21 protein-coding genes are annotated in these 21,659 nt (G+C 72.3%); 10 read left to right on the top strand and 11 right to left on the bottom strand.

Translation table 11 applies throughout. The features are described 5' to 3' along the window. Positions 1 to 196 precede the first annotated feature (196 nt). The 4 genes from ACZ6TV_RS21135 to ACZ6TV_RS21120 all read left to right on the top strand — a co-directional run bounded on the left by ACZ6TV_RS21135 (position 197) and on the right by ACZ6TV_RS21120 (position 4,378). Complete coding sequence (locus ACZ6TV_RS21135) at positions 197 to 2,170, top strand: RICIN domain-containing protein (RefSeq protein ID WP_465298903.1); 1,974 nt, start codon at positions 197 to 199, stop codon at positions 2,168 to 2,170. Between the two features lie 26 nt (positions 2,171 to 2,196). Continuing rightward, positions 2,197 to 2,838 carry a hypothetical protein gene (locus ACZ6TV_RS21130; RefSeq protein ID WP_465298902.1) on the top strand — a complete coding sequence of 214 codons (642 nt, stop codon included), beginning with the start codon at positions 2,197 to 2,199 and terminating at the stop codon, positions 2,836 to 2,838. 104 nt (positions 2,839 to 2,942) lie between these two features. After that, complete coding sequence (locus ACZ6TV_RS21125; protein WP_465298901.1) at positions 2,943 to 3,158, top strand: hypothetical protein; 216 nt, start codon at positions 2,943 to 2,945, stop codon at positions 3,156 to 3,158. Positions 3,159 to 3,217: 59 nt separating this feature from the next. After that, positions 3,218 to 4,378, top strand: a complete 1,161-nt coding sequence (locus ACZ6TV_RS21120; RefSeq protein WP_465298900.1) for a LacI family DNA-binding transcriptional regulator — start codon at positions 3,218 to 3,220, stop codon at positions 4,376 to 4,378. 317 nt (positions 4,379 to 4,695) lie between these two features. Here the strand turns inward: ACZ6TV_RS21120 and ACZ6TV_RS21115 are convergent, their stop codons facing one another. Both ACZ6TV_RS21115 and ACZ6TV_RS21110 read right to left on the bottom strand, forming a co-directional pair. Next, on the bottom strand, positions 4,696 to 6,174 hold the full coding sequence (locus tag ACZ6TV_RS21115) for an MFS transporter (RefSeq protein WP_465298899.1): 1,479 nt from the start codon (positions 6,172 to 6,174) through the stop codon (positions 4,696 to 4,698). 78 nt (positions 6,175 to 6,252) lie between these two features. Next, entirely contained in the window at positions 6,253 to 6,825 is a 573-nt protein-coding gene (locus tag ACZ6TV_RS21110) for a TetR/AcrR family transcriptional regulator (protein WP_465298898.1), read from the bottom strand. Positions 6,826 to 7,016: 191 nt separating this feature from the next. Between ACZ6TV_RS21110 and ACZ6TV_RS21105 the strand changes: the two genes are divergently transcribed. Further along, positions 7,017 to 7,889, top strand: coding sequence for an SCO6745 family protein (locus ACZ6TV_RS21105; RefSeq protein WP_465298897.1), 873 nt, complete (start codon positions 7,017 to 7,019; stop codon positions 7,887 to 7,889). Here ACZ6TV_RS21105 and ACZ6TV_RS21100 read toward each other — a convergent pair. The 9 genes from ACZ6TV_RS21100 to ACZ6TV_RS21060 form a co-directional block, all read right to left on the bottom strand. After that, on the bottom strand, positions 7,864 to 8,130 hold the full coding sequence (locus ACZ6TV_RS21100; RefSeq protein WP_465298896.1) for a GNAT family N-acetyltransferase: 267 nt from the start codon (positions 8,128 to 8,130) through the stop codon (positions 7,864 to 7,866). The two genes, ACZ6TV_RS21105 and ACZ6TV_RS21100, sit on opposite strands and share 26 nt — an antisense overlap. Continuing rightward, positions 8,131 to 9,111, bottom strand: a complete 981-nt coding sequence (locus ACZ6TV_RS21095; protein ID WP_465298895.1) for a pirin family protein — start codon at positions 9,109 to 9,111, stop codon at positions 8,131 to 8,133. 101 nt (positions 9,112 to 9,212) lie between these two features. Continuing rightward, positions 9,213 to 10,358, bottom strand: coding sequence for a golvesin C-terminal-like domain-containing protein (locus ACZ6TV_RS21090; RefSeq protein WP_465298894.1), 1,146 nt, complete (start codon positions 10,356 to 10,358; stop codon positions 9,213 to 9,215). Beyond that, on the bottom strand, positions 10,358 to 11,605 hold the full coding sequence (locus tag ACZ6TV_RS21085; RefSeq protein ID WP_465298893.1) for a BNR-4 repeat-containing protein: 1,248 nt from the start codon (positions 11,603 to 11,605) through the stop codon (positions 10,358 to 10,360). The genes ACZ6TV_RS21090 and ACZ6TV_RS21085 overlap by 1 nt, the downstream gene beginning before the upstream one ends. A gap of 25 nt (positions 11,606 to 11,630) precedes the next feature. Then, positions 11,631 to 12,215 (bottom strand): bifunctional 4-hydroxy-2-oxoglutarate aldolase/2-dehydro-3-deoxy-phosphogluconate aldolase, encoded by a 585-nt coding sequence (locus ACZ6TV_RS21080; RefSeq protein ID WP_465298892.1) that lies wholly within the window; start codon positions 12,213 to 12,215, stop codon positions 11,631 to 11,633. Next, positions 12,212 to 13,504 (bottom strand): ABC transporter substrate-binding protein, encoded by a 1,293-nt coding sequence (locus tag ACZ6TV_RS21075; protein ID WP_465298891.1) that lies wholly within the window; start codon positions 13,502 to 13,504, stop codon positions 12,212 to 12,214. The genes ACZ6TV_RS21080 and ACZ6TV_RS21075 overlap by 4 nt, the downstream gene beginning before the upstream one ends. Before the next feature lie 29 nt (positions 13,505 to 13,533). Then, on the bottom strand, positions 13,534 to 14,421 hold the full coding sequence (locus ACZ6TV_RS21070; protein WP_465298890.1) for a carbohydrate ABC transporter permease: 888 nt from the start codon (positions 14,419 to 14,421) through the stop codon (positions 13,534 to 13,536). Next, positions 14,418 to 15,299: a carbohydrate ABC transporter permease gene (locus ACZ6TV_RS21065; RefSeq protein ID WP_465298889.1), complete on the bottom strand. Its 882-nt coding sequence runs from the start codon at positions 15,297 to 15,299 to the stop codon at positions 14,418 to 14,420. The genes ACZ6TV_RS21070 and ACZ6TV_RS21065 overlap by 4 nt, the downstream gene beginning before the upstream one ends. Then, on the bottom strand, positions 15,296 to 16,105 hold the full coding sequence (locus ACZ6TV_RS21060) for an IclR family transcriptional regulator (RefSeq protein WP_465298888.1): 810 nt from the start codon (positions 16,103 to 16,105) through the stop codon (positions 15,296 to 15,298). Before ACZ6TV_RS21060 ends, ACZ6TV_RS21065 begins: the two co-directional genes overlap by 4 nt. An 85-nt stretch (positions 16,106 to 16,190) precedes the next feature. On the opposite strand from ACZ6TV_RS21060, the gene ACZ6TV_RS21055 reads away from it, so the two are divergent. The 5 genes from ACZ6TV_RS21055 to ACZ6TV_RS21035 all read left to right on the top strand — a co-directional run bounded on the left by ACZ6TV_RS21055 (position 16,191) and on the right by ACZ6TV_RS21035 (position 21,493). Beyond that, positions 16,191 to 17,336: a mandelate racemase/muconate lactonizing enzyme family protein gene (locus ACZ6TV_RS21055; protein WP_465298887.1), complete on the top strand. Its 1,146-nt coding sequence runs from the start codon at positions 16,191 to 16,193 to the stop codon at positions 17,334 to 17,336. Positions 17,337 to 17,388: 52 nt separating this feature from the next. After that, positions 17,389 to 18,297 (top strand): dihydrodipicolinate synthase family protein, encoded by a 909-nt coding sequence (locus ACZ6TV_RS21050; RefSeq protein WP_465298886.1) that lies wholly within the window; start codon positions 17,389 to 17,391, stop codon positions 18,295 to 18,297. Between the two features lie 127 nt (positions 18,298 to 18,424). Then, positions 18,425 to 19,129, top strand: a complete 705-nt coding sequence (locus tag ACZ6TV_RS21045) for an SDR family NAD(P)-dependent oxidoreductase (protein WP_465298885.1) — start codon at positions 18,425 to 18,427, stop codon at positions 19,127 to 19,129. Continuing rightward, on the top strand, positions 19,126 to 20,058 hold the full coding sequence (locus ACZ6TV_RS21040) for a sugar kinase (RefSeq protein WP_465298884.1): 933 nt from the start codon (positions 19,126 to 19,128) through the stop codon (positions 20,056 to 20,058). The genes ACZ6TV_RS21045 and ACZ6TV_RS21040 overlap by 4 nt, the downstream gene beginning before the upstream one ends. Before the next feature lie 145 nt (positions 20,059 to 20,203). Next, positions 20,204 to 21,493 carry a methyl-accepting chemotaxis protein gene (locus tag ACZ6TV_RS21035; RefSeq protein WP_465298883.1) on the top strand — a complete coding sequence of 430 codons (1,290 nt, stop codon included), beginning with the start codon at positions 20,204 to 20,206 and terminating at the stop codon, positions 21,491 to 21,493. The last annotated feature ends 166 nt before the right edge of the window (positions 21,494 to 21,659 follow it).

Here is a 21,659-nt window from a genome sequence, read left to right as displayed (position 1 = left end):
TATGTTTTTTCCTCCTTTTCCCGCGGACAAGGAGCTTCCCCCCCCCCTTTTTCCCCCCCTACACCCCCCCTCCCCTCCCCTCCCTCCCCCCCCCCCCCCTCTCCCCCTCCCCCCCCCCCCCCCCCCGCCCCCTTCCCCTCCGGAGGAACCGAGCGTGTCTCGAGTAATGCACCGCGTCGCCGTGACCGTTGCGGTCGTGGTCGTCGGAGCGGGGGCGGCGATCGCCGGACCCGGCGCGATCGACGACCTGTTCAACGAGAAGGGGCCGGCGGCGATCAGCCGAGTGCCGGCCGACAATCCCGAGCTCGGCCTGGTGTACCAGGGTCTGACGCCGGCGAAGAAGGGCCAGCCGTGCGTCGGCGGGTACCAGCTCACCGAGCGCGACCAGTGCAGCCACGGGCCTGACGTCCCGCCCGCGGGCCTGACCGTGCGCGGCACCATCGACCCGGTGACCGCGGCCGGGCCCACGCAGGTCATCCCCGAGACGGACACGGCGGCCGCGCCGCAGGAACAGACTGTCACCGCCGACAACGGCTCGGTGTCCTCCGAGAGTGGTTTCGCTCTGGTACCGGAGGCGGCCGGCGACTCCGCCGTGGGTTACACGATCGGCGCGGCCGGCGTGGCCTGCGACGGCGACGGCGTCTCCGGCAAGCGCGTCCAGGTCCTCTACGTGCGTGACGCGAGCACGGCGAGCCGCTTCAACCAGTACCTGGAGAGCTTCCGCACCTGGAGCGCCGGCGTCGACGCGATCTACAACTCCAGCGCCAAGGAGACCGGCGGCGAGCGGCACGTGCGCTTCGTGACCACCGCGGACTGCAAGGTCGACGTGCGCGAGATCGAGCTGCCGGCCGGTGGGCTGGCCACGTTCGACGCCACCATCAACGGGCTGAAGAAGCTCGGGTACAACCGGACCGACCGCAAGTACATGATCTTCGGTGAGTCCAAGGTGTACTGCGGTATCGGCACCTTCGCCGGTGACACCCAGCCGGGTGTGAACAACCGCAGCAACGGCGGTCCCGGCTACGGCCGCAGCGACTCCGGCTGCTGGACGGCGAGCGTCGCCGCGCACGAACTGGGGCACAACCTCGGTGCCGTGAACAACAACGCGCCGAACTCCAGCAAGGCCGGGCACTGCCTCGATGAGTACGACATCATGTGCTACAACGACTCGGGCGGTCTCAAGACCTCGGTCAGGACCGGTTGCACGGACCGTGCGGGCGAGAACCGCATGGACTGCAACCACGACGACTACTACAACACCAACCCGAGCCCCGGCAGCTACCTCGCGAACAACTGGAACGTGGCCAACAACCAGTTCCTGATCGCGGGCCCGGGTGGCAGCACGCCTCCGCCGCCGTCGCCGACGGCGTCCCCCACGCCGACGAAGACCGCCTCGCCGACGCCCACGAAGACCGCGTCGCCGACGCCGACCAAGTCGCCCACGGTCTCCCCGACGCCGACGAAGACCGCTTCGCCGACCCCGACCAAGCCGCCGACCGGCTTGAAGGAGCTGCGAGTCAGTGACACCACCGCCAACTCGGTGCGGCTGTCCTGGGACGCGGCCGCGGCCGGCAGCCGCTACGCGGTCGTCCTCAATGGACGGTCCATCGGCCAGGTCGGCTCGGTCAACGTCCGGATCGTCGGCATGCGCCCCGACACCGACTATCAGATCGGGATTTCGCTCGCGCAGAACGGCACCCTGACCCCGTGGACGACGACCGTGAAGGTCCACACCGCGGCGGCCCCGGCGCCGACGGCCGGCACGTGGATGGTGTTCGGCAACAGCCTGACCGGCGGGGTGGCCGACGTGTTCGGTGCCCGTAGCGCGGCCGGCACGCCGATCATCATCTACCAGCGGCACAACGGCGCCAACCAGCAGTGGAAGCTGGAGCCGGCCGCCGGCGGCAAGTACGTGGTCAAGTCGAAGGCGACGGATGCCTGCATCACCACCGCCGGCGACAAGGACGTGGCGGGTGCGACTCTGGTACAAGGTGATTGTGCAAAGGCCTTGCAGTGGTCGCTGACCAAGACGGAGTTCGGTGTTTCGGTGCAGTCCGCGAGCGGGCTGGTCGTCGGAGTGAGCAACAACCAGTACTTCGGCAGCCGGCTGCTCGTCCTGCAGAAGCCGAGCGGTGCCAAGTACCAGAGCTGGATTCCGCAGCGCGCGTGAACCAGTCCTCGTCCGACCGCGGCCCGGTGTCCTTGTGGCACCGGGCCGCGGCCTGTGTCTCGGTGGTCCTGGGACAGATCCGCGGTCTGTCCCTCCGCACGGGACTCGCCGTCGGGCTGAGCGCCGGGCTGGTGCTCGGGACCGCGACGCCCGCCGCCGCGCACGACGGCGTCATCCTCACCCTGCACGGCGACGGCCGCGGCTCGGTGTGGGTGACCGCCGACTGGCAGGACGGCCACCCGGTCACCGAGGCCGTCGGGATCACGCTGCTGGCGACGACCGCCGACGGGCGCCGGGAGGGCCCGGCGGGCCTGCGCCGCAACGGCCAGGCGCTGACCTTCGCCGGCACGCTCGGCGCGGGTGACTGGACGGTCGTGGCGGAGATGGGCACACCGGCGATCGGCCGCTGCCAGGGCGTGCTGCACGTGGGTCCCGACGCCGCGCCGCAGGACATCGTCTGCGCGCCGCCCTCGCCCGCCGCCGCGGCGCCGCCTGAGCCCGCGGCACCGCAGGCCTCCTACACCTGGGTCTGGTACGTGCTGGGGGTCGCCCTCCTCGGCTCCGGCGCGGCCTGGCTGTTCTACCGCAGGTCGGCGGCGGCGAACCGGACCGGCCGCGGGACCAAGGGGCGGCCGTCCTCCCGAAGGACGACACCACGCCGCAAGTGACGTGCGTCGCTGCCCAGAGAAACGGACTTGACCGGTACAGGAGCGCTCGCTACTGTACCGGTACAGGCACTGCAACGGCAGGCCAGGTTCGAGGAGGTCCGGCCATGTTCCCGTTCGCGATGATCGTCTCCCAGAACGCGATGGCGCACGAGGTCCGCAGCGCGATGCCGCACGCACCGGTGGTCGCGCCCGCCGCGCCGCTCATCGGCGGCCGCGGCCGCCCGGCCAGGACGCGGCAGTTCCGCGCGGCGCTCGCGGCGAAGCTCCACGCGGCCGGCGACGCGGTCGCCCCCGCCGCTGCGTGCAGCCCGGCGAACTGAAGGATATCGTCGGCGAATCCCCGTGGAGGGGTCCGCGTGACGGCAGCCGGGAGGCGCGCATGGCGAGGGTCACCTTGCAGACGATCGCCGACCAGGTCGGCGTGAGCCGGATGACGGTCTCCAATGCGTTCTCCCGGCCGGATCAGCTCTCCCCCACGCTGCGGGACAAGATTCTCGGCGTCGCGTCGGAGCTCGGATACGTCGGGCCCGATCCCGCCGCCCGGGCGCTGGCGCGCGGCACGACCGGCGCGGTCGGGGTGCTGCTCACCGAGTCGTTGCGGTATGCGTTCAACGATGAGGTCGCCACCACGTTCCTCGGCGCGATCGCGGAGGAGCTGACCCCGACGGGCCTGGCGCTGACGCTGCTGACGGCCGCCGCCCGCGAGGACGTCGTGCCCGCCAGGGACGTCGCCATGGACGGGGCGATGGTCTACTCGTGCGACCCGTCGTCCACCGCGGTCGACTGGCTGATCCGCCGCAGGATCCCCCTGGTGTTCATCGACCAGGTCCCCGCGGACGGCATCCCGAGCGTCAACGTCGCCGACCGCCCCGGCGCCCGCGCCGCGGCCCAGCACGTCGTCGACCTCGGGCACCGCCGCGTCGCCGTCATCACCAGCGGCGTGCGCGGCGCCCACGGCCTGCTGCCCACCGGCGCCGTCATCCCAGGCACCGCGGAGACGGCAGGCACCACGGAGCCAGCGCGCACCGAAGAGACGGCAGGCACCGCTGACGACCCCGGCGCGGCGGGTGGCGCGGGCGAGAAGGTCGTCGACGGATACGTGGCGCAGCAGCGCATCCTCGGCTGGCTCGACGCCCTGACCCCGGCCGGCATCACCCCGCCGGTCGTCCGGCTCGCGCACGGTCAGCCCGAGGACGGATACGACGGCGCCAAGCTCCTCCTCACGCAGGACCCCCGCCCCACCGCGATCCTCTGCTTCTCCGACGCGATCGCCCAGGGGGTCGTCCAGGCGGCGCACGACCTGGGACTGCGGGTGCCCGAGGACCTGTCGGTGGTCGGTTTCGACGACAGCCCGCTCGCCGCGCGGATGCGCCCGGCGCTGACCACCGTCCGCCAGGACGTCCTCGCGAAGGGCCGGGCCGCCGCCGCGGCGCTGACCAGGGCTATCGCCGAGACCCGCGCAGGCAGCGTCCCCACCGCCGAGCAGATCCTCGTCCCCGTCGACCTCATCGTCCGCGAGAGCACCGCCCCGCCGTCCTGACCCGCCGACCGGATGCCGGTCGGCAGCGCACCACCCACCGTCGCGACCGCCACGGACCGGAGCCCGCGCGGCACCCGCCGACCGGATGCCGGTCGGCGGGCGCACCACCCACCGTCGCGACCGCCACGGACCGGAGCCCGCGCGGCACCCGCCGCCCGGAGCCCGGCCGGCAGCGCATCAGCCACCGTCCGGCGCCCACGGACGGCCGCCCGCGTCGACGGATCACCCGCCGACCGGAGGGCAGGAGCGGCACCGCACCGGCCGAAGGGTCCCCGCCACCGGCGAGCGGTGCGGGGACCCGGGACCGGACGGATGCCTCAGTGCACGAGGACAGGCACCTGGGACTGGTCGGAGGTGCTGGCGACATCGGCCGGCGTGCGGCGGATGAAGAGGATCACCAGGAGCGCCGCGACGCCCAGCAGGACGGCGCTGGCGGTGAAGGCGACGTTGTACCCGTGGATCGCCGCCTCCGCCTGGCCGAGCGGCGACGCCGCGTGCGTGGTGAGGTAGCCGGTCACGGCCGTGGTGAAGATGGTGTTGAGCAGGGCCGTGCCGAGCGAGCCGCCGACCTGCTGGGTGGTGTTGACCAGCGCGCTCGCCACGCCCGCGTCGTGGTTGGCGACGCCGGTGAGGGCGACGCTGCTCAGCGGCACGAAGACGAGGCCCATGCCGACGCTCATCGCGATGAACGCGGGCAGGATGTCCACCACGTAGTCGGAGTGCAGGTCGAGGCGGGTCAGCCAGATCATCGCCGCGGTGGCGAGGACGCCGCCGACGGACATGATGACCCGGGGTCCGACGCGGGGCAGGAACCGGGCCGCGAGGGTGGCCGCGACGATGATGCCCGCGGAGAACGGCAGGTAGGCGACGCCGCTCTTGAGCGCCGAGTAGCCCATCGTCTGCTGCAGGTAGAAGGTCATGAACAGGAACATGCCGAGCATGCCCGCGCCGACCAGGATCGAGACGATGAACGAGGTGCCGCGGTTGCGGTCCCACAGCACGCGCAGCGGCAGCAGCGGGTGCTTCGCACGGGACTCCCAGACGACGAACGCCGCGAGGAGGATGCCGGCGGCGGCGAGCCAGCCGATGGTGACGCCGCTGCTCCAGCCGTCGGTCGCGGCCTTCGTGAAGCCGTACACCAGCGCGACCTGACCGACGGTGGCCAGGACGGCACCGGGGACGTCGTAGCGGGTGTCGTCGCTGGCCTTGCTCTCCCGCACGACGGGCAGCGCGGCGACGAAGGCGATGATCGCGATGGGGATGTTGACCAGGAGGGTCCAGCGCCAGTTGGCGTACTGGGTGAGCAGGCCGCCCGAGATGAGCCCGATCGCCGCGCCACCGCCGGAGATCGCGCCGAAGACGCCGAACGCCTTGGCGCGCTCCTTCGCCTCGGTGAAGGTGACCGTGATCAGGGACAGGGCGGCGGGCGCGAGGAGCGCGCCGAAGGCACCCTGCAGGCCGCGGGCGGCGTAGAGCGTCTCGGCGTTGACCGCGGCACCGCCGAGGGCGGACGCACCGGCGAAGCCGAGGAGGCCGACGAGGAACGTGCGGCGGCGCCCGAAGAAGTCGGCGATCCGGCCGCCGAGCAGCAGCAGGCCGCCGAAGGCCAGGGTGTACGCGGTGACGATCCACTGCCGGTCGGCGGTGGAGATGTGCAGGGCCTCCTGCGCCGAGGGCAGGGCGATGTTCACGACGGTGGCGTCGAGCACCACCATGAGCTGCGCGACGGCGATGACCGAGAGCGCGAGCCAGCGTTTGGGGTCGACGGTCGTCGTTTCCCCCGATTGGACTGCCATGTGCGGATGCCTCCAAGGCATGGTTGATCGCGGCCGCACCGGAGGTGGGCCTTCAACAAAGAACGGAGAACGTGAAAGTCAGGCAGGCTGGCGCAGGACGGGCAGCAGCACGCGGTCGACGACCCGCGTCGCGAACGCGGTGTCGAGCGGCCCCTCGTGCCACATGGTCCGGTTGAGCACCATGGCGTGCAGGATCTCCTGCAGCAGCTCGGCGGTGGTGCCGGCGGGCAGTTCGCCGCGGTCGACCGCGCGGCGCACGATGGTGTCGTACGCGGAGCGCTTCGCCTCGTACACACACCGGCGGAACGTCTCGGCCAGCTCCGGGTTGCGGGTGGCCGCGGTCAGCAGACCGGTCATGACGTCGCCGTCGGGACTGTTGGCCACGTCGCAGGCCGCGGTGAGCAGCGCCATCAGGTCGCCGCGCAGCGTGCCGGTGTCCTGCGGCTCGAACGGGCCGCCGAACCGGTGCTCGAAGGCGTCCATCACCAGGTCGGGCTTGTTGGGCCAGCCCCGGTAGATGGTGGCCTTGCTGGCGCGGGCCCGCGCCGCCACGGCGTCCATCGACATGCGGTCGTAGCCGACCTCGCCGAGCAGCTCGAAGACCGCTTCGCAGATCGCTTCGCGGCGGCCGGGCTTCGGCGTGGGAGACATGACCACTTCCTAGATCGTGAAGGCCGGATTCCGCAAGTCCTGGATCGCAGGTGTACGGAACCGTTTCGTATCGGAACCCTACTCCCGGCCGGCGAGTGTACGAAACGGTTCCGTACACCTCACCCTCGTGAACGACGTCACAGGCCGTTCGGGAATGGTCCGGCACACCCCTCGCGTATATCGTCAGGTCCATGACAGAGTTGTCGACCGAACGTCGCATGTGGAGCCTGTTCGAGCCGGTCCACGCGATCACCTACTTCGCCGGCGACGCCCTCGGCGCGTTCGAGGAGGCGGGCCTGCGCGGGTTCTGGCGCGGGTACTTCGCCGGCCGCTGCGCCCCGCTCGGCGCGGTGCCGGCGGGGCCGGTGCTCGCGGCGTTCTACGGCTTCGCGCCGCGGATGGTGACCCGGGCGCTGCCGGACGTGTGGACCCGGATCACCCCTGCGGCGGCGCTCGACGCGCGGCTGGACGGCGCCCGGCGGGTCCTGCTCAAGGTGGACGGCGACCTGACCGAGGCCGCACGCCTGTTGCGGGCCGCGGCGGAGGCGGTGGACCTGCACGGCCGGGTGCTGGGCGCGGCGAACGCGACGCTGCCCATGCCGCAGGACACGGCGGAGGACCCGGCGGCGGTGCTGTGGCAGGCGGCGACCACGCTGCGCGAGCACCGTGGCGACGGCCACGTGGCGGCGCTGCTCGTCGAGGGTCTCGACGGCGTGGAGAGCAACGTGTGGCGGGTGGCGCTGCTCGACGGCGCCGGCCGGGAGTTCTACCAGCCGGCCAGGGGCTGGACCGACGAGGAGTGGGCCGCGGCGGTCGACCGGCTCCGCGGCCGGGGCTGGCTGGACGCGGAGGGCCGCGCGACCGGCCGGGCGCGGGAGGCCTACGCCGCCATCGAACGGACGACCGACGCACTCGCCGCGACGCCGTGGCGGGTCCTCGGGACCACCGCCACGGCGCGCTGTGCGGAGCTGCTGCACCCGATCGCGGTCCAGGCGTCGCGGACGCTGCGCCATCCGAACCCGATCGGGCTGCAGCCGATCAGCCGAGCTCCGGGTGCCGCTTGAGATAGGCGGCGATGAAGGGGCACTGGGGCACGATCTTCAGGTCCTTCTCCTTCGCGGCGGTCAGGGCCCCGGCGGCGAGCTTGCTGCCCAGGCCCTGCCCCTCGAAGGCCTTGTCGACCTCGGTGTGGGTGAAGACGATCTCACCCGGCTGCAGCCGGTAGTGGGCCGCGCCCGCGTGCGCACCGTCGACCCGCAGCTCGAAGCGGTGCTGCGACGGGTCGTCGACGACCTCGATGTCCACTCAGGACGCCTCTCCCCGAACGTCGGCGTGCGCCGCGGGGATGCTGCCGAGCCGGCCGGCCTGGTAGTCCTCGAACGCCTGCACGACCTCGGCCTTGGTGTTCATGACGAACGGACCATACGCCACGACGGGCTCCCGGATCGGCTTTCCGCCGAGGAACAGCACGTCCATCGTGGGGTGCCGCGGGTCCTGCCGGGCGTCGGCGGTGACGGTGATGCTGTCGCCCTCGCCGAAGACCGCGAGCTGGCCGAGCTCGACCGGCCGGCCCTTGGTGCCCACGGTGCCCTTCCCGGCGAGCGTGTACGCGAGGGCGTTGAAGTCCTTGCGCCACGGCAGGGTGAGCGACGCCCCGGGCGAGATCGTCGCGTGGATCATGGTGATCGGCGTGTAGGTGTTGCCCGGGCCGGCGTGGCCGTCGAGCTCACCGGCGATGACCCGCAGCAGCGAGCCGCCGTCGGGCGAGCTGAGCAGCGCGACCTGCCCGCCGCGGATGTCCTGGTAGCGCGGGGCGGCGAACTTGTCGGCCCGCGGCAGGTTGACCCACAGCTGGAAGCCGTGGAAGAGCCCGCCGCTGACGACGAGGTGCTCGGGCGGGGTCTCGATGTGCAACAGGCCGGAGCCCGCCGTCATCCACTGGGTGTCGCCGTCGCGGATGACGCCGCCGCCACCGTTGGAGTCGCTGTGCACGAACTCGCCGTCGATGATGTACGTGACGGTCTCGAAGCCGCGGTGCGGGTGCCACGGGGTGCCCTTGGGCTCGCCCGGGGCGTATTCCACCTCGCCCATCTGGTCCATGTGGATGAACGGGTCGAGGGTGCGCAGGTCGACGCCCGCGAACGCGCGGCGGACGGGGAAGCCCTCCCCCTCGAAGCCCTTCGGCGCCGTGGTCACGGACACCACGGGGCGGGGGCGCGCCGAGACCGGGTCCGGGGTGGACACGCGGGGCAGCGCGAGGACGTTGTCTGCGGTGATCGCGGGCATCTTGTGCCTCCAGGGCTGAGCGGGTTGTCGCCTGCTGCAACGATACTTGCGAGGCAAGTATTCCGCAAGTCAACAATCATCGCTCAGCCCTGGTCCGCGTCTCAGACGCGGGTGAACTTCACCGCGTCCGCCCTCGCGCAGCCGCTGCCGGAGCCGGTCAGGGTGACCGCCGTGCCGGTGCCGGCCGGCAGAGCGAAGGTGCCGAGGTCGACCCAGCCGGACGCGCCGGTGGTGCCGTTGACCGTGGTCTGGGTGCCGGCGACGGTGAGCTTGGCCGCCGGGTCGCTGTTGGCCGCCGCCACCTTGTAGTAGGAGACCTTGTAGGTGCCGGCCGCACGGAGGTTGGGGCGCCAGGTCGCGGTGTTCCCACCGGAGTTGCAGGCGGCGTAGCGGGTCGGCGAGCCGGTGGTCCAGCCGGTCAGCGTGGAGGTGGCCCAGGTGCCGGTCTCGCTGTAGCCGTACGCCGCGGGACCGTCGTCGTCGACGTAGTAGTCCTTCTGCCAGTACTTCACGTAGTCGAACTGCACGGCCGACGGCAGCTTCGTCGCGTCGGGGACGCTGCCGTAGGCGATGCTGGTGAGCCAGATGCTGGTGTAGTCGTGCGTCCAGTCGCTGGGCAGGTAGGGCGCGGTGTACTTGAGCACGCCGTCGATGTAGAACTTCGTGCTCGTCTCGGACCAGTCGATGCCGTAGACGTGCCAGTCCCTCGAGTCGATGGTGCTGCTGGTGTACGTGGTGCCGTAGGACTTCCCGGCCGAGACGCCGTTGCCCTTCCAGGTCAGTACGCCGTGGTGGATGCGGGTCGGGCTGATCGAGTCGATCTCGAAGCCGTCGATCTCGGTGCGCTGGGAGGCCGGGTAGGTGGTCGAGCCGTCGCCGGCCATTAGCCAGAACGAGCTGTGCCAGCCGGCGCCGTCGTTGAGCTTGGCCCGGGTCTCGTAGTAGCCGTACCGCAGCGTCTGCTTGCTGACGACGCCGCCGCCGGTGTAGTCCTTGCCGCCGTAGGTCTCCTTCTTCAGGGCGATGTTCAGGTTGCCGCCGCTGACGGAGACGTTCTGCGGGCGCTGGGTGCTGTACGCCTTGGAGTCGGTGCGGTAGTTCCACTTCGCGGTGTCGACCGCGGAGCCGTTGAACTGGTCCTCGAACACGAGCGTGTAACCGGTGCCGGCGGGGTCGGCGTGCGCCTCCACCGCTGGGATGAGGGCGGCTGCGGGGGCGAGCAACACGATTGCGAGCAGGCGGCGCATCAGTTCCTCCCGTAGTACAGGCGAAGGTTGGTGAGGTCGACGAGGTACAGCACGTCGACGCCGGCGCTGGTGCGCTCGACGGCGAAGCGCTGCACGGGGATGCCGGGCGCGACCGCGGCGGCGGTCCAGGTCGTGCCGGGCTTGGTCGCCACGTACATCACCCCGGCGGCGGTGGTGTAGTAGACGCGCTTCTGTTCGGTCGGGTGCCAGGTGATGTCGATGGCGGCGCTGGTCTGCGCGGCGGAGTAGACCGTGTCGCGGACCCACGTCGTGCCCGAGACGTAGGCGTAGCGGACCATGAAGTTCGTGCCGCTGCGGTAGCGGTAGGCGACCTTCGGGCTGGTGCCGTCGACGGTGAGCTTGGCGCTCTGCACCGCCGGCCCGGTGCCGTCGTTGCCCTGGTACACCTCGCCGGTCTCGAGCGGCTGGACGACGTCGGCGGTGGCGGTGCTGACGGGCACGGTGACCGCGGCGCCGGTGCGGTCGGCGAAGGTGTTGCCCGCCGGCTTGTAGAGCAGGTAGCTGAGCTGGTGGCGGAACGCGGTCGCCGGGTACAGCCCCCACTCCCACAGGATGTGCAGGTTGCCGGCGCTGTCGAACTGCAGGTCGTCGGGGTAGACGGCGCGGTTGGCCGACTCGGCGAACACCGCGACCCTGGTCCAGGTGGAGGCGGCGTTGTTCCAGCGGTACAGCCGGCCGGAGCGGGCGGATGCGCCGTCGAGCCGGGCGATGAGGTAGAGGTCGCCGTTGGGCGCGGTGGTCAGCACCGGGTAGGTGACGCCGATCCCCTGGTCCGGCAGGTCGGCGGCGTGGTTGGTGGGGTTGCCGCCGACGGTGTCGGAGCGGAAGTAGCGCCAGGCGTTGTTGTGCATGCTGGCGAACACGTGGAAGCGGCCGCTGCCGTCCCGCGCGATCGACGGCTGGTTGTGCCCGACGTCGTCGGTGTACTCGGCCTGCGCGGCGCCGTTCATGACGGGCAGCTTCGTCCAGCCGCCGGCGGTGTCGCGCCGGGCGATCGCGACCCGGTGCGTGCCGGCGGTCGAGCCGGGCTCGTTGAAGGCGAGATACGCGTAGTCGTTGCCGGGGGTGTACGTGTCCAGCGGCGACCACCAGGCCGCCTGGTTGGAGCTGTCGATGCCGTACGGCACGAGGCTGACGGCGGCGGGCGCGGCGTGCCCGGCGGTTGCGGGCACGGTGACGAGGGCCGTCGCCATGGCGGTGGCGGCGACCAGAACGGCTCTGTTCATCTGTCCCTTCCTGAGGGCGGGGTGCTCAGGTCCGGCGGAGGACCTCCAGGAGCGGTGGCAGGCCGCCGTCGCGGGTGACGGCGCCGCCGACCCCCAGCGCGCGGGCGCCGGCGGCCAGGTAGTCGGGTGCGTTGCCGGCGTCGATGCCGCCGGTGGCGACGAACTTCGCCTCGGGGAACGGGCCGCGCAGCTCGCGCAGCCAGCCGGGGCCGAGCGCCCCGGCCGGGAACGCCTTGAGCCAGTCGCAACCGGCTTGCAGGGCGTGGTGGACCTCGGTAGGAGTGGCGACGCCGGGCAGGTGCGGGAGCCCGGCGGCGTGGCTGGCGCGCACGACGTCGAGGTCGAGGCCGGGCGCGACGGTGAACACGGCACCGGCCTCGGCCGCGGCCTCGACCTGTGCCGGGGTGCGGACCGTGCCGGCGCCGACCGGGTGCCCCTGCGCGGCGAGCGCCCGCAGGCACTCCACCGCGTCAGGGGTCTGGATCGGCACCTCGACCACGCCGAGCCCGCTGCCCCACACGGCCCGCGCGATGTCGAGGGCGCGCGGGACCGGTACACCTCGCAGGATCGCGACGAGAGGGCGGCCTTCGAGCAGTTCGTCGAACGTCATTTGATGAGCGCGTTCATCCGCTCGCGGGCCGACATGAGGGCGTCCTTGGGGCTCTTCTTGCCGATGAGGATCGACTGGACCTCCTCGGCGAGCACCTTCTCCATCTGCGAGAACTGCGGGTAGATCCAGAACGGGCTGGCGCTGGAGTTGGCGCCGATCTGGCTGGTGAAGTCGGTGGCGAACTTGTCGTTCTTGACGGCGGCGTCGGCGAGGCCCGCGTTGGTGGTCGGCGGCAGGCCCGTCTTCGTGAACCAGTCGATGTTGTAGCCGGCGTCGGTGGTGACGGTCTTGGCGTAGTTCGCGGCGGCGGCCGCGCCGGCGCCGTTCATGACGGCGATGACCTGCCCCCAGGCGAGGTGCCGGGGCTTGTCGCCGCTGTTCTTGACGGGGCGGGCGACGGGGACCATCTTGGCGGCGAGGTCCTTGTCCGGGGAGGACTTGGTGACGGCGGCGCGGCCGCCGATGGCGTCCTCGTAGAACGCGGTCTTGCCCTGGGACATGAGGGCGCGGGCGTCGACGCGGTTGACGTCGGGGGCGATGAGCTTCTGGTCGTAGAGCTTCTTGTACCAGGTGAGCGCCTCGACGCTGCCGTCGTCGCCGATGACGACCTTGTTGTTCTCCACGATGGGCGAGCCGAACTCCCACATCCACGGGATGATGTCCTTGAGCTGGTCGACCTTCGTCATCCCGGCCCACGGCACGACCCCGCCGCCGAGGCCCTTGACCGCGGTCAGCGCCGCCTCGAACTCCGCGACGGTCTTCGGGGCGCTCGTCACGCCCGCCTTGGTGAGCAGCTCGTTGTTGCTGATCAGGCCGATGCCCGCGAACGTCCACGGCAGCCCGTACTGCACGCCGCCGGACTGGCCGAGGGCGAGCGCGGCCGGGGCGAAGTCGAGGCCGGCGGCGACGCTCTTGAGGTCCAGGAGCTTGCCGGTGGCGGCGAGGGTGGCCAGCCATGCGACGTCCAGCTGCACCGCTCCGGTCAGCTGCCCGCCCTGTACCTGCAGCAGCAGCTGGTTGAGGTAGTCGTTGTACGGATACGACGGAGTGCTGATCTTCGTGCCGGCGTTGGCGGCGGTGTACTTGTCGATCTGGGCCTGGATCGGCTCCTTGGTGACGGCCTCGTTGAACGACCAGCTCGTCAGCGGGAATTCCTTGACGCCGTCGTCCTTCAGGCCTTCGGTGCCGGCCGGGGCGGGGGTGTTGGTCGAGGGGGCGCAGGCGGCGAGGGTGGTGCCGAGCGCGCCGAGGCCGGCCAGTCTCAGCATGTCGCGGCGGGAAACAGCCATGGTGGATCTCCTCAGAGGGCGGGGGGTGTTCAGCCCTTCACGGCGCCGGAGGTGAGGCCGGCGACCAGATAGCGCTGGAGGATGGTGAAACCGATGACGACGGGCAGGGAGACGACCAGGGAGGCGGCCATCAGGTCGGGCCAGGCGGTCTCGAACTCGCCGAGGTAGGTGTTGACCAGGCCGGGTGGGAGGGTCTGCTTGTCGGGTCCGGCCAGGGTCAGGGCGAAGATGAAGTCGTTCCAGCCGCGGATGAACGCGAACAGGCCGGTGGCGACCAGCCCGGGCAGGGAGACCGGCAGCAGGATGCGGTGGATGATGGCGCCCTGCCCGGCGCCGTCCATCTTGGCGGCCTCGATGAGCTCGTCGGGGATGGTGTCGAAGAAGCCCTTGAGCATCCACACGCACAGCGGGAGCGTGAACGTGGTGAAGGACAGGATCAGCGCGAGGTAGGAGTTGATCAGCCCGACCTGGGAGAACACCAGGTACAAGGTGATCAGCAGCAACGCCTGCGGGAACATCTGCGACGCGAGCACCAGGTACATCAGCGACCGCCGCCCCCGGTAACGGAACTTCGCGAACGAATACCCCGTGTAGGCCGCCACGATCACCGTCAACACCGCCGTCAGGCTCGACACGATGAGGCTGTTCATCAGGTACCGCAGGAGCTTGGCGTTGTCGAAGATGGCGGTGAAGTGCTCGAAGGTGATCCGGTCGGGAACGAAGTGCGGCGGGAACCGGAACACGTCGTGGGTGGGGGTCAGGGCGGTGACGAGCACCCAGTAGACGGGGCCGAACGCGAAGATCCCGATGAGTGCGACGGTGGTGGCGGGGCCGAACAGCCGGCGCTTCCGGGCGGCCTTCCTGACCGGGGCAGGTGCCGGTGGTGCCGACGGCTTCGTCAGGGTGGGCGCGCTCATGCGGCCTCACCCCGCTCGGAGATCCGCACGTAGACCACGACGAGGACGAGGATGAGGACCAGCCACAGGGCGCCGAGGGCGCTGGCCTTGCCGAGGTCGAAGGCCTTGAACGCGGTGTCGTAGACGGCGACGGCGAACGTGGTCGTGGAGCCCGCGGGCCCGCCGCCGGTCAGCACGTAGATCATGTCGAAGTGCTGCACGTTCCAGATCACCTCGAGCAGCACGACGATGCCGAGGATGCCGCGCAGGTGCGGCAGCGTCACATGCCAGAACCGGTTGATCGCCCCGGCGCCGTCGAGCGCGGCCGCCTCGTGCAGCGCGTCGGGCACGGTCTGCAGCCCGGCGAGCAGCATCACCATGATCCAGGGAAAGCTCGCCCAGCTCTTGGCCACGATGATGGCGGTCATGGCGGTGCCTGGGCTGCCGAGCCAGACGATCGGCTCGTCGATCAGGTGCAGCTGGACCAGCAACCCGTTGAGCAGACCGTAGTTGGCATTGAAGATCCACAGCCAGACGAACGACACGACGACCCCGGGGATGACCCAGGGCATCAGGAACAGCCCGCGCAGGACGGCCCGGCCGCGCAGCTTCGTGTTGAGGGCGAGGGCCAGGGCGAAGCCGATGACGACGGGCACGACGGTCGAGCCGACCGTGAACACCACGGTGTGCTCCAGGACCGGCCAGAAGTTGCGCCGGAGCACCTCGCTGAAGTTGTCCAGGCCGGCGAACGAGCGGCCCGGCAGCACCAGGCTCTGGTTGAACAGGCTCGTGGACAGCGACCCGATCAGCGGATACAGCACGACCGCGCCGAGCATCGCGAGCGCCGGCAGGGTCAGCAGGAAGCCGAACGTGCCGTCCTTCAGCGCGCCCTTGTTCACAGCGTCACCGCGCCCGCCGCCGGGTGGTGCGCCGGGCCGACATAGCCGAGGCCGATGCTGATCGAGTCGGCGGCCTCGATGACCATCCGCGACAAGGCGACCTCCCGGTTCTGCAAGTCGATTGCGGACAGCGGCCCGGACACCGACAGCGCGGCGACGACGCTGCCGGCGCCGTCGCGGATCGGGGCGGCGACGCAGGCGCGGCCGAGGGCCAGCTCCTCCAGCTCCGAGCCATAGCCCCGGGCGGCGGTCCGCTCGAGCTCGGCGTCGAGCTTCTCGTGGGTGGTGATCGTGCGGGGCGTGTAGGCGACCAGGGCGGCGGCGGGCAGCAGCCCGCGCCGCTCCATCGGGGTCAGGCCGGTCAGCAGCGACTTGCCCAGGCCGGTGGCGTGCAGCGGGTTGCGCTGCCCGGCGAGGACGAACGCCCGCGGCGCCTGCCGCCCCTCGAAGTTGAGCAGGTAGAAGAGGCTGGCGTCGCGGCGGACCGCGACGTTGACGCCGAGCCCGAGGTCGGCCGCCAGGTTCTGGGCGATCTGGCGCGCCTCACGGTGCACGGGGTGACTGTTGAGGACCGCGCCGCCGAGGCTGACCGTGTCCAGGCCCAGCCGATAGAGCCCGCTGACCGGGTCGCGGTCGACGAAGCCGGCCGCCTCCAGGGTTGCGAGCAGGCGCGAGGCGGTGGAGAGTCCAAGGTCTGCGAGCTTGGCGACGTCGGAGACGCGCAGCTCGGCGCGGCCGGCCGTGAAGACCCGCAGCACCGTCAGCGCCCGCTCGACGCTCTGGTTGCTTCCGACATCCGAAGCCATCGGGTCCCTCTCTGGAAGTTGCTTGCGTGATACGGCAAGATATCCCGCATGCTGCAAGTGGTCAACCGCAGGGCGGGGGTGCGCCGTGAGGATCGTTGACGTGGCGACGTTCCCGCTCAAACTGCGTGGCGAGGACGTCTACCTGGGCGCCGCGACGCGCTCCAATCCCGAAAAATCCGACTATTACACTCGGCCGCCGTGGCGCAGTCTGTACTCGGACCGTTACGAGACGCTGCTGGTCAGGATCACCTGCGACGACGGCACCGAGGGCTGGGGCGAGGCGCTCGCACCCGTCGGGCCGGAGATCGTGCAGGCGATCGTCGACCGGCTGCTGACGCCCGCGTTGCTGAAGCAGGACCCGCGCCGGGTCCGGCCGCTCTGGACCAGGCTGACCGGGCTCATGCGGGAGCGCGGGCATCTCGTCGGCCACCAGGCGGACGCCCTGGCCGCGGTGGACATCGCGCTGTGGGACCTGGCGGGCAAGGCCGCGGGACTGCCCGTGCACGCGCTGCTCGGCGGGGCCTACCGGGACACCGTGCCCACCTACGTCTCGGGGCTGCCCGTCGCCACCGACGCCGAGCGGGCCGACCTCGCGCGCAACTGGATTGCACAGGGTGCAACGTCGGTGAAGCTCCACCTCGGCCGTGGGGTGGAGGAGGACATCGCCACGTTCGACGCGGTCGCCGCCACCGGGATGCGGGTCGCCGTCGACGCGCACTGGGCCTATTCGCTGTCCGAGGCGCTGCGCCTGGGCAAGGCACTCGACGCGCGCGGCGCCTGGTTCCTGGAGGCGCCCCTCGCCCCGGAGGACGTCGACGGGCACCACGAGCTCGCCGCCGCGCTCATCACGCCCGTCGCCGTCGGCGAGACGCTGCGCAACCGCTTCGAGTTCAAGCTGTGGCTGCAGGACCGGGCCCTGGACGTGGCGCAGCCCGACGTGGGCCGGACCGGGATCACCGAGGCGATGGCGATCGCCGAGATCGCGTCGGTGCACCACGTGCCGGTCGCGCCGCACCACTCCGTCGGCCTGGGCGTCGTCCTCGCCGCCGGGATCCACGTCGCCGCCGCGATCGAGGCCATGCCGGTCTTCGAGTTCCAGCCCGGCCCGTTCCCCGTCGCCAACCGCATCCTCACCCGGCCGCTGACCGGCGGACCCGGATCGTTCGAAGTGCCGACCGCGCCGGGCCTCGGCGTCGACGTCGACATCACCGCCCTTCTGGAGGACCAATGAGCATGCCGTCGCACAGCGCAGCCGCCGGCCGCGGCGGACCGGAGGTGGCGGCATGAGCCGCTCCACCGACGTGCGCGGGCTGATCCCCGTGCTCGCCACCCCGTTCCACCCCGACGGCTCCCTCGACACGGACGGCCTGCGCCGGCTCGTCGAGTTCTCCGTCGCCGCGGGCGTCTCCGGCGTCGCGGTGTTCGGCTTCGCCAGCGAGGGCTTCACGCTGACCGCGGCCGAGCGGGCCTCGATCCTCGCCGTCGTGCGGGCCGCGCTCGGCCCGGCGCTGCCGATCGTCGCGGGCGTGTCGGCGACCGGCACCGGCGACGCGGTCGACCAGTGCCGCGCCGCGGCCGACGCCGGGGCCAGCGTCGCCATGCTCATCCCGCCGTTCATGGTGAAGCCCTCCCCCGCGCAGATCGTCGACTTCTACGGCACGGTCGCGGCCGCCGGCGGGCTGTCCGTGATGGTGCAGGACGCGCCGGCGTCGACCGGGGTGAACCTGCCGGTGCCGCTCATCGTCGAGCTGTCCAAGCTCGACGGCGTCGACTCGGTGAAGGTGGAGACCCAGCCGACCGCCCCGAAGGTCGGTGCCGTCATCGAGGCGGCGGCCGCGGACTTCCTCGTGCTCGGCGGGCAGAACGCGCTGTTCGTCCTGGAGGAGTACACCCGGGGCGCCGTCGGCACGATGCCCGCGAGCGAGTTCCCGGACCTGCTGGCGCCGGTCCTCCGCGCGCATGAGGCCGGGGCGGCGGCGGAGGCGCGGGCCGGGTTCAACCGGCTGCTGCCGCTGATCCGGTTCGGCCTCCAGCCGGGCATCGCGTGGTCGATCCACAAGCACGTCCTGCACCGGCGCGGCGTCATCGACTCCACGACGGTCCGGGCGCCCGCGGTGGACGCCGACCCGGCCACCCTCGCCGCGCTGACCGTGATCCTGGACGACCTCGGCATCACGGACCGGTCGCGGTGAGCGGCGCTCACGCCGTGGCGGGCCGCGTGGGGGGTCGCTTGGCGGGCCGCGTGGCGCGGCACGCGCCCGTGGTGGAGTGCCGCGTGGTGCTGCGCTCGCCCGTCGTGGGGGGCCTGAGGTGAGGGGCGTGCTCGTCATCGGGGCGACGTCGCCGATCGGGCTGGCGATCGGGCGGGCGTTCGCCGGTGACCGGGTCGCCGGCGCCGCCCTGGACACCACCGACGACCCGGCGTTCGAGGCGAGCTGGGCCGCGGACTGCTCCACCGCCGCCGGCGCCACCGGTGTGGTGGGCCGGGCCGTCGCCCTGTTCGGGCGGCTCGACGTGCTGGTCCTCGCCGCCGCGGTGATGCCGGTCGCGGCCGCCGAGGCGCAGACCGACGACGAGTGGCGCTCCGCGATCGACGTGACGCTCTCCGGCGCGTTCTACGCCTGCCGGGCGGCGCTGCCGCACATGACCTCCGGCGGCAGCATCGTCGCGGTCACGTCCGTCAACAGTTTCCTCGCCGCGCCGGGCCTGCCCTCGTACGCCGCGGCCAAGGCCGGACTGGACGGTCTCGTGCGGCAGCTCGCCCTCGAGTACGGGCCCCGCGGCATCCGCGTCAACGCCGTCGCCCCCGGCATGATCGGCAACGAGGACCTCCCGGCCGCCGCCGAGGGCTACCCGCTCGGCCGGGTCGGGCGGCCGGAGGAGGTGGCGTCCGCGGTCGCGTTCCTGGCGTCCCCGGCCGCCGGGTTCGTCACCGGCGCCTGCCTGCCCGTCGACGGCGGGCTGTCGATCGCCTCCCCGGCCGCGTTCCTGCGCCCCGACCTGCGCGCCAGGTGGCTCGCATGACCGCCGCGCCGCTGATCGTCGGGCTCGGAGAGGCGATGGTGCTCTTCCAGCCCGCCGACCTCCTCCCGCTGGAGGAGTGCGGGACGGCGTCGGTGCACGTGGCCGGCGCCGAGCTCAACCTCCTGGCGGCGGCGGCCCGGGCAGGTGCGCGGGCCGCGTTCTGCAGCCGGGTCGGCGACGACCCGTTCGGGCGGCGGGTCGTCGCGGCCGCCGCGGGCCTCGGCGTCGGGACCGGGCTCGTCACGGTGGACGGCGGCCGGCCGACGGGCGTGTTCATGAAGGACGTCCGCCCCGACGGCGCCCGCCGGGTGCACTACTACCGGGCCGGTTCCGCCGCCTCCGCCCTCGACGAGGCGGACGCCGACCGTGCGCTCGCGGCCGGACCGGGCCTGGTCGCGGTGTCCGGGCTGACCGCCGCGCTCGGTGACGGCCCGCGCCGGGCGGTGCTGCGCCTCGCGCGGGAGGCACACGCGCGAGGGGTGCCGGTCGCCGTCGACCCGAACCTCCGCCCCGGGCTCGACGCCGCGGTCGAGGTCGCACGGGCGTTGCTGCCGATGACGACGTACCTCCTCCTCGGGATGGACGAGGCGGTGCCGCTCTTCGGCACGGACGACCCCGCCACGGTCTTCGCGCTGGCCAAGGCCGCCGGCGTGCGCGAGGTGGTGCTGAAAGCCGGCGCCGACGGCTGCTGGCACGAGGGCGGCACGCCCACCCACCTGCCGTCCGTGGCGGTGCGGGTGGTCGACCCGGTCGGCGCCGGCGACGCCTTCGCCGGGGCGTATCTCGCCGCCCGCGTCGCCGGGACCGGCCCCAGGGGCGCGGCCTGGCTGGGCACCCGCTTCGCGGCGAAGGTGGTCGCCACCGCCGGGGACACCGAAGGGCTGCCGTCTCCCACCGAGGTCGCAGCTCTGCTCGCGGAGGCCGGTTGACGCTTGCACCGCCGGGTCGTCGTGGTGTCGGACGCTTTGGTGGTACATCCGCGAACGACCTACAGAACGGCGTCCGGCGGCCGATGGACGGTTGGGTCCTGCGGAAAGAGCCGCGTGGCCGACCGTGCGGAGGAGCGTCAACGTCATGCCCGGAATCCTCGCCTGGCTCATGCCGAAGGTCCGGCTCAGCGACGCTGCGTTCCAGTCCAGGCACCGGGCGCAGCGGCTGGTACTGGTGCTGCACCTGCCGGTGCTCGTGCTCATCGCCGTCATCAACGGGCACTCGATCATCGGTGAGCACGCGCACGGCGGCGCGTGGCTCGTGTGGTCGGCCATCGCCGGCGCGCTCGTCTGCGCGGTCACCGGCAGCGTCGCCCGGAGCCGGCGCGGCGCGGCGGTCGCGGTGTCGGCGGGGCTGTTCTTCGCCGCCGCGGCGCTCGTGCACGCCGGCAACGGCCTCACCGACCTGCACTTCCACTTCTTCGTCGTGGTGGGGCTGGTCAGCCTGTACCAGGAATGGGTGACCCTGCTGACCAACGTCGTGCTGGTCGCGGCGCACCACCTGCTCGTCGCGCTGACGATGCCGGAGATGTTGTTCAGCAGCCCGCAGGCGCGCGACCACCCGATCCTGTTCGCGTTGATGCACGCCGGTTTCGTGGTCGCGATGTGCCTGACGCAGCTGGCGTACTGGCGGTTCGCCGCGAACGCGGAGGCCGAGGTCGACGCCGAGCGGGCCCGCGTCGCCGCGGAGAACCAGACGGCGCTGCGGGCCGCCGCCGACGACGCCACCAGGCGCGAGGAGGCGGCCGCGACCAACGCCGCGGAGCAGGTCGCGCACAGCGAGCGGCTCGGGCGGCGGCTCGAGACGGTGCTCGCCGACGTCGCCGACGCCGGGGTCCAGCTCGGCGCCGAGGCGGGCGCGGCGATGGAGTCGTTCGAGGAGAAGCTGGCCGTGATGACCGGCTCGGTCCGCGACGCCGTGACCGACGTCGAGGCGGCGCTCAGCGACTCCAACCACGCGCGGACCGTCATCGGGGAGCTGGAGACCGCGATCGCCGACATCGCCACCGTCGCCGGGCTCATCCAGGCCGTCGCCGACCAGACGAAGCTGCTCGCGCTGAACGCGACGATCGAGGCCGCCCGCGCCGGCGAGGCCGGGAAGGGTTTCGGCGTGGTCGCCAACGAGGTCAAGGACCTCGCCGCCCAGACCGCCGCCGCGACCGGCCGGATCGAGACGACGGTCGGCCAGGTCACCGCCGGCGCGCTCGCGGCGGCGACCGCGGTGGGCGGGGTCGCGGACCGGCTCGGCTCGGTCGCCGCCGCCCAGCGCGAGGTCGAGGCGTCGCTGCACGAGCAGACCAGTCTGGCCGCCACGACCCGCGGCTCGGTGGCCGCCGCCGCGGAGAAGGTCAGCGCGACCGCCCGCCAGCCCTGACCGCACCCGATCCCGGGGCGAGGGGGGCGGAGCACCCCGGACCGGGCGGTCCCGGGCACCAGCGTCGGCGCGCGCGGCAGCGGAACGACCGCATCAGCGCCGAACAGACCACACCGCCGGGGCGCCGCGCGAGGCCCGGGCGGAGCACAATCACCCGGCCCGGCCC

The organism is Dactylosporangium sp. NPDC051087 (genome assembly GCF_055586325.1).
The sequence above is the reverse complement of the archived record's forward strand: the minus strand, read 5'-3'. Positions and strand labels throughout refer to the sequence as shown.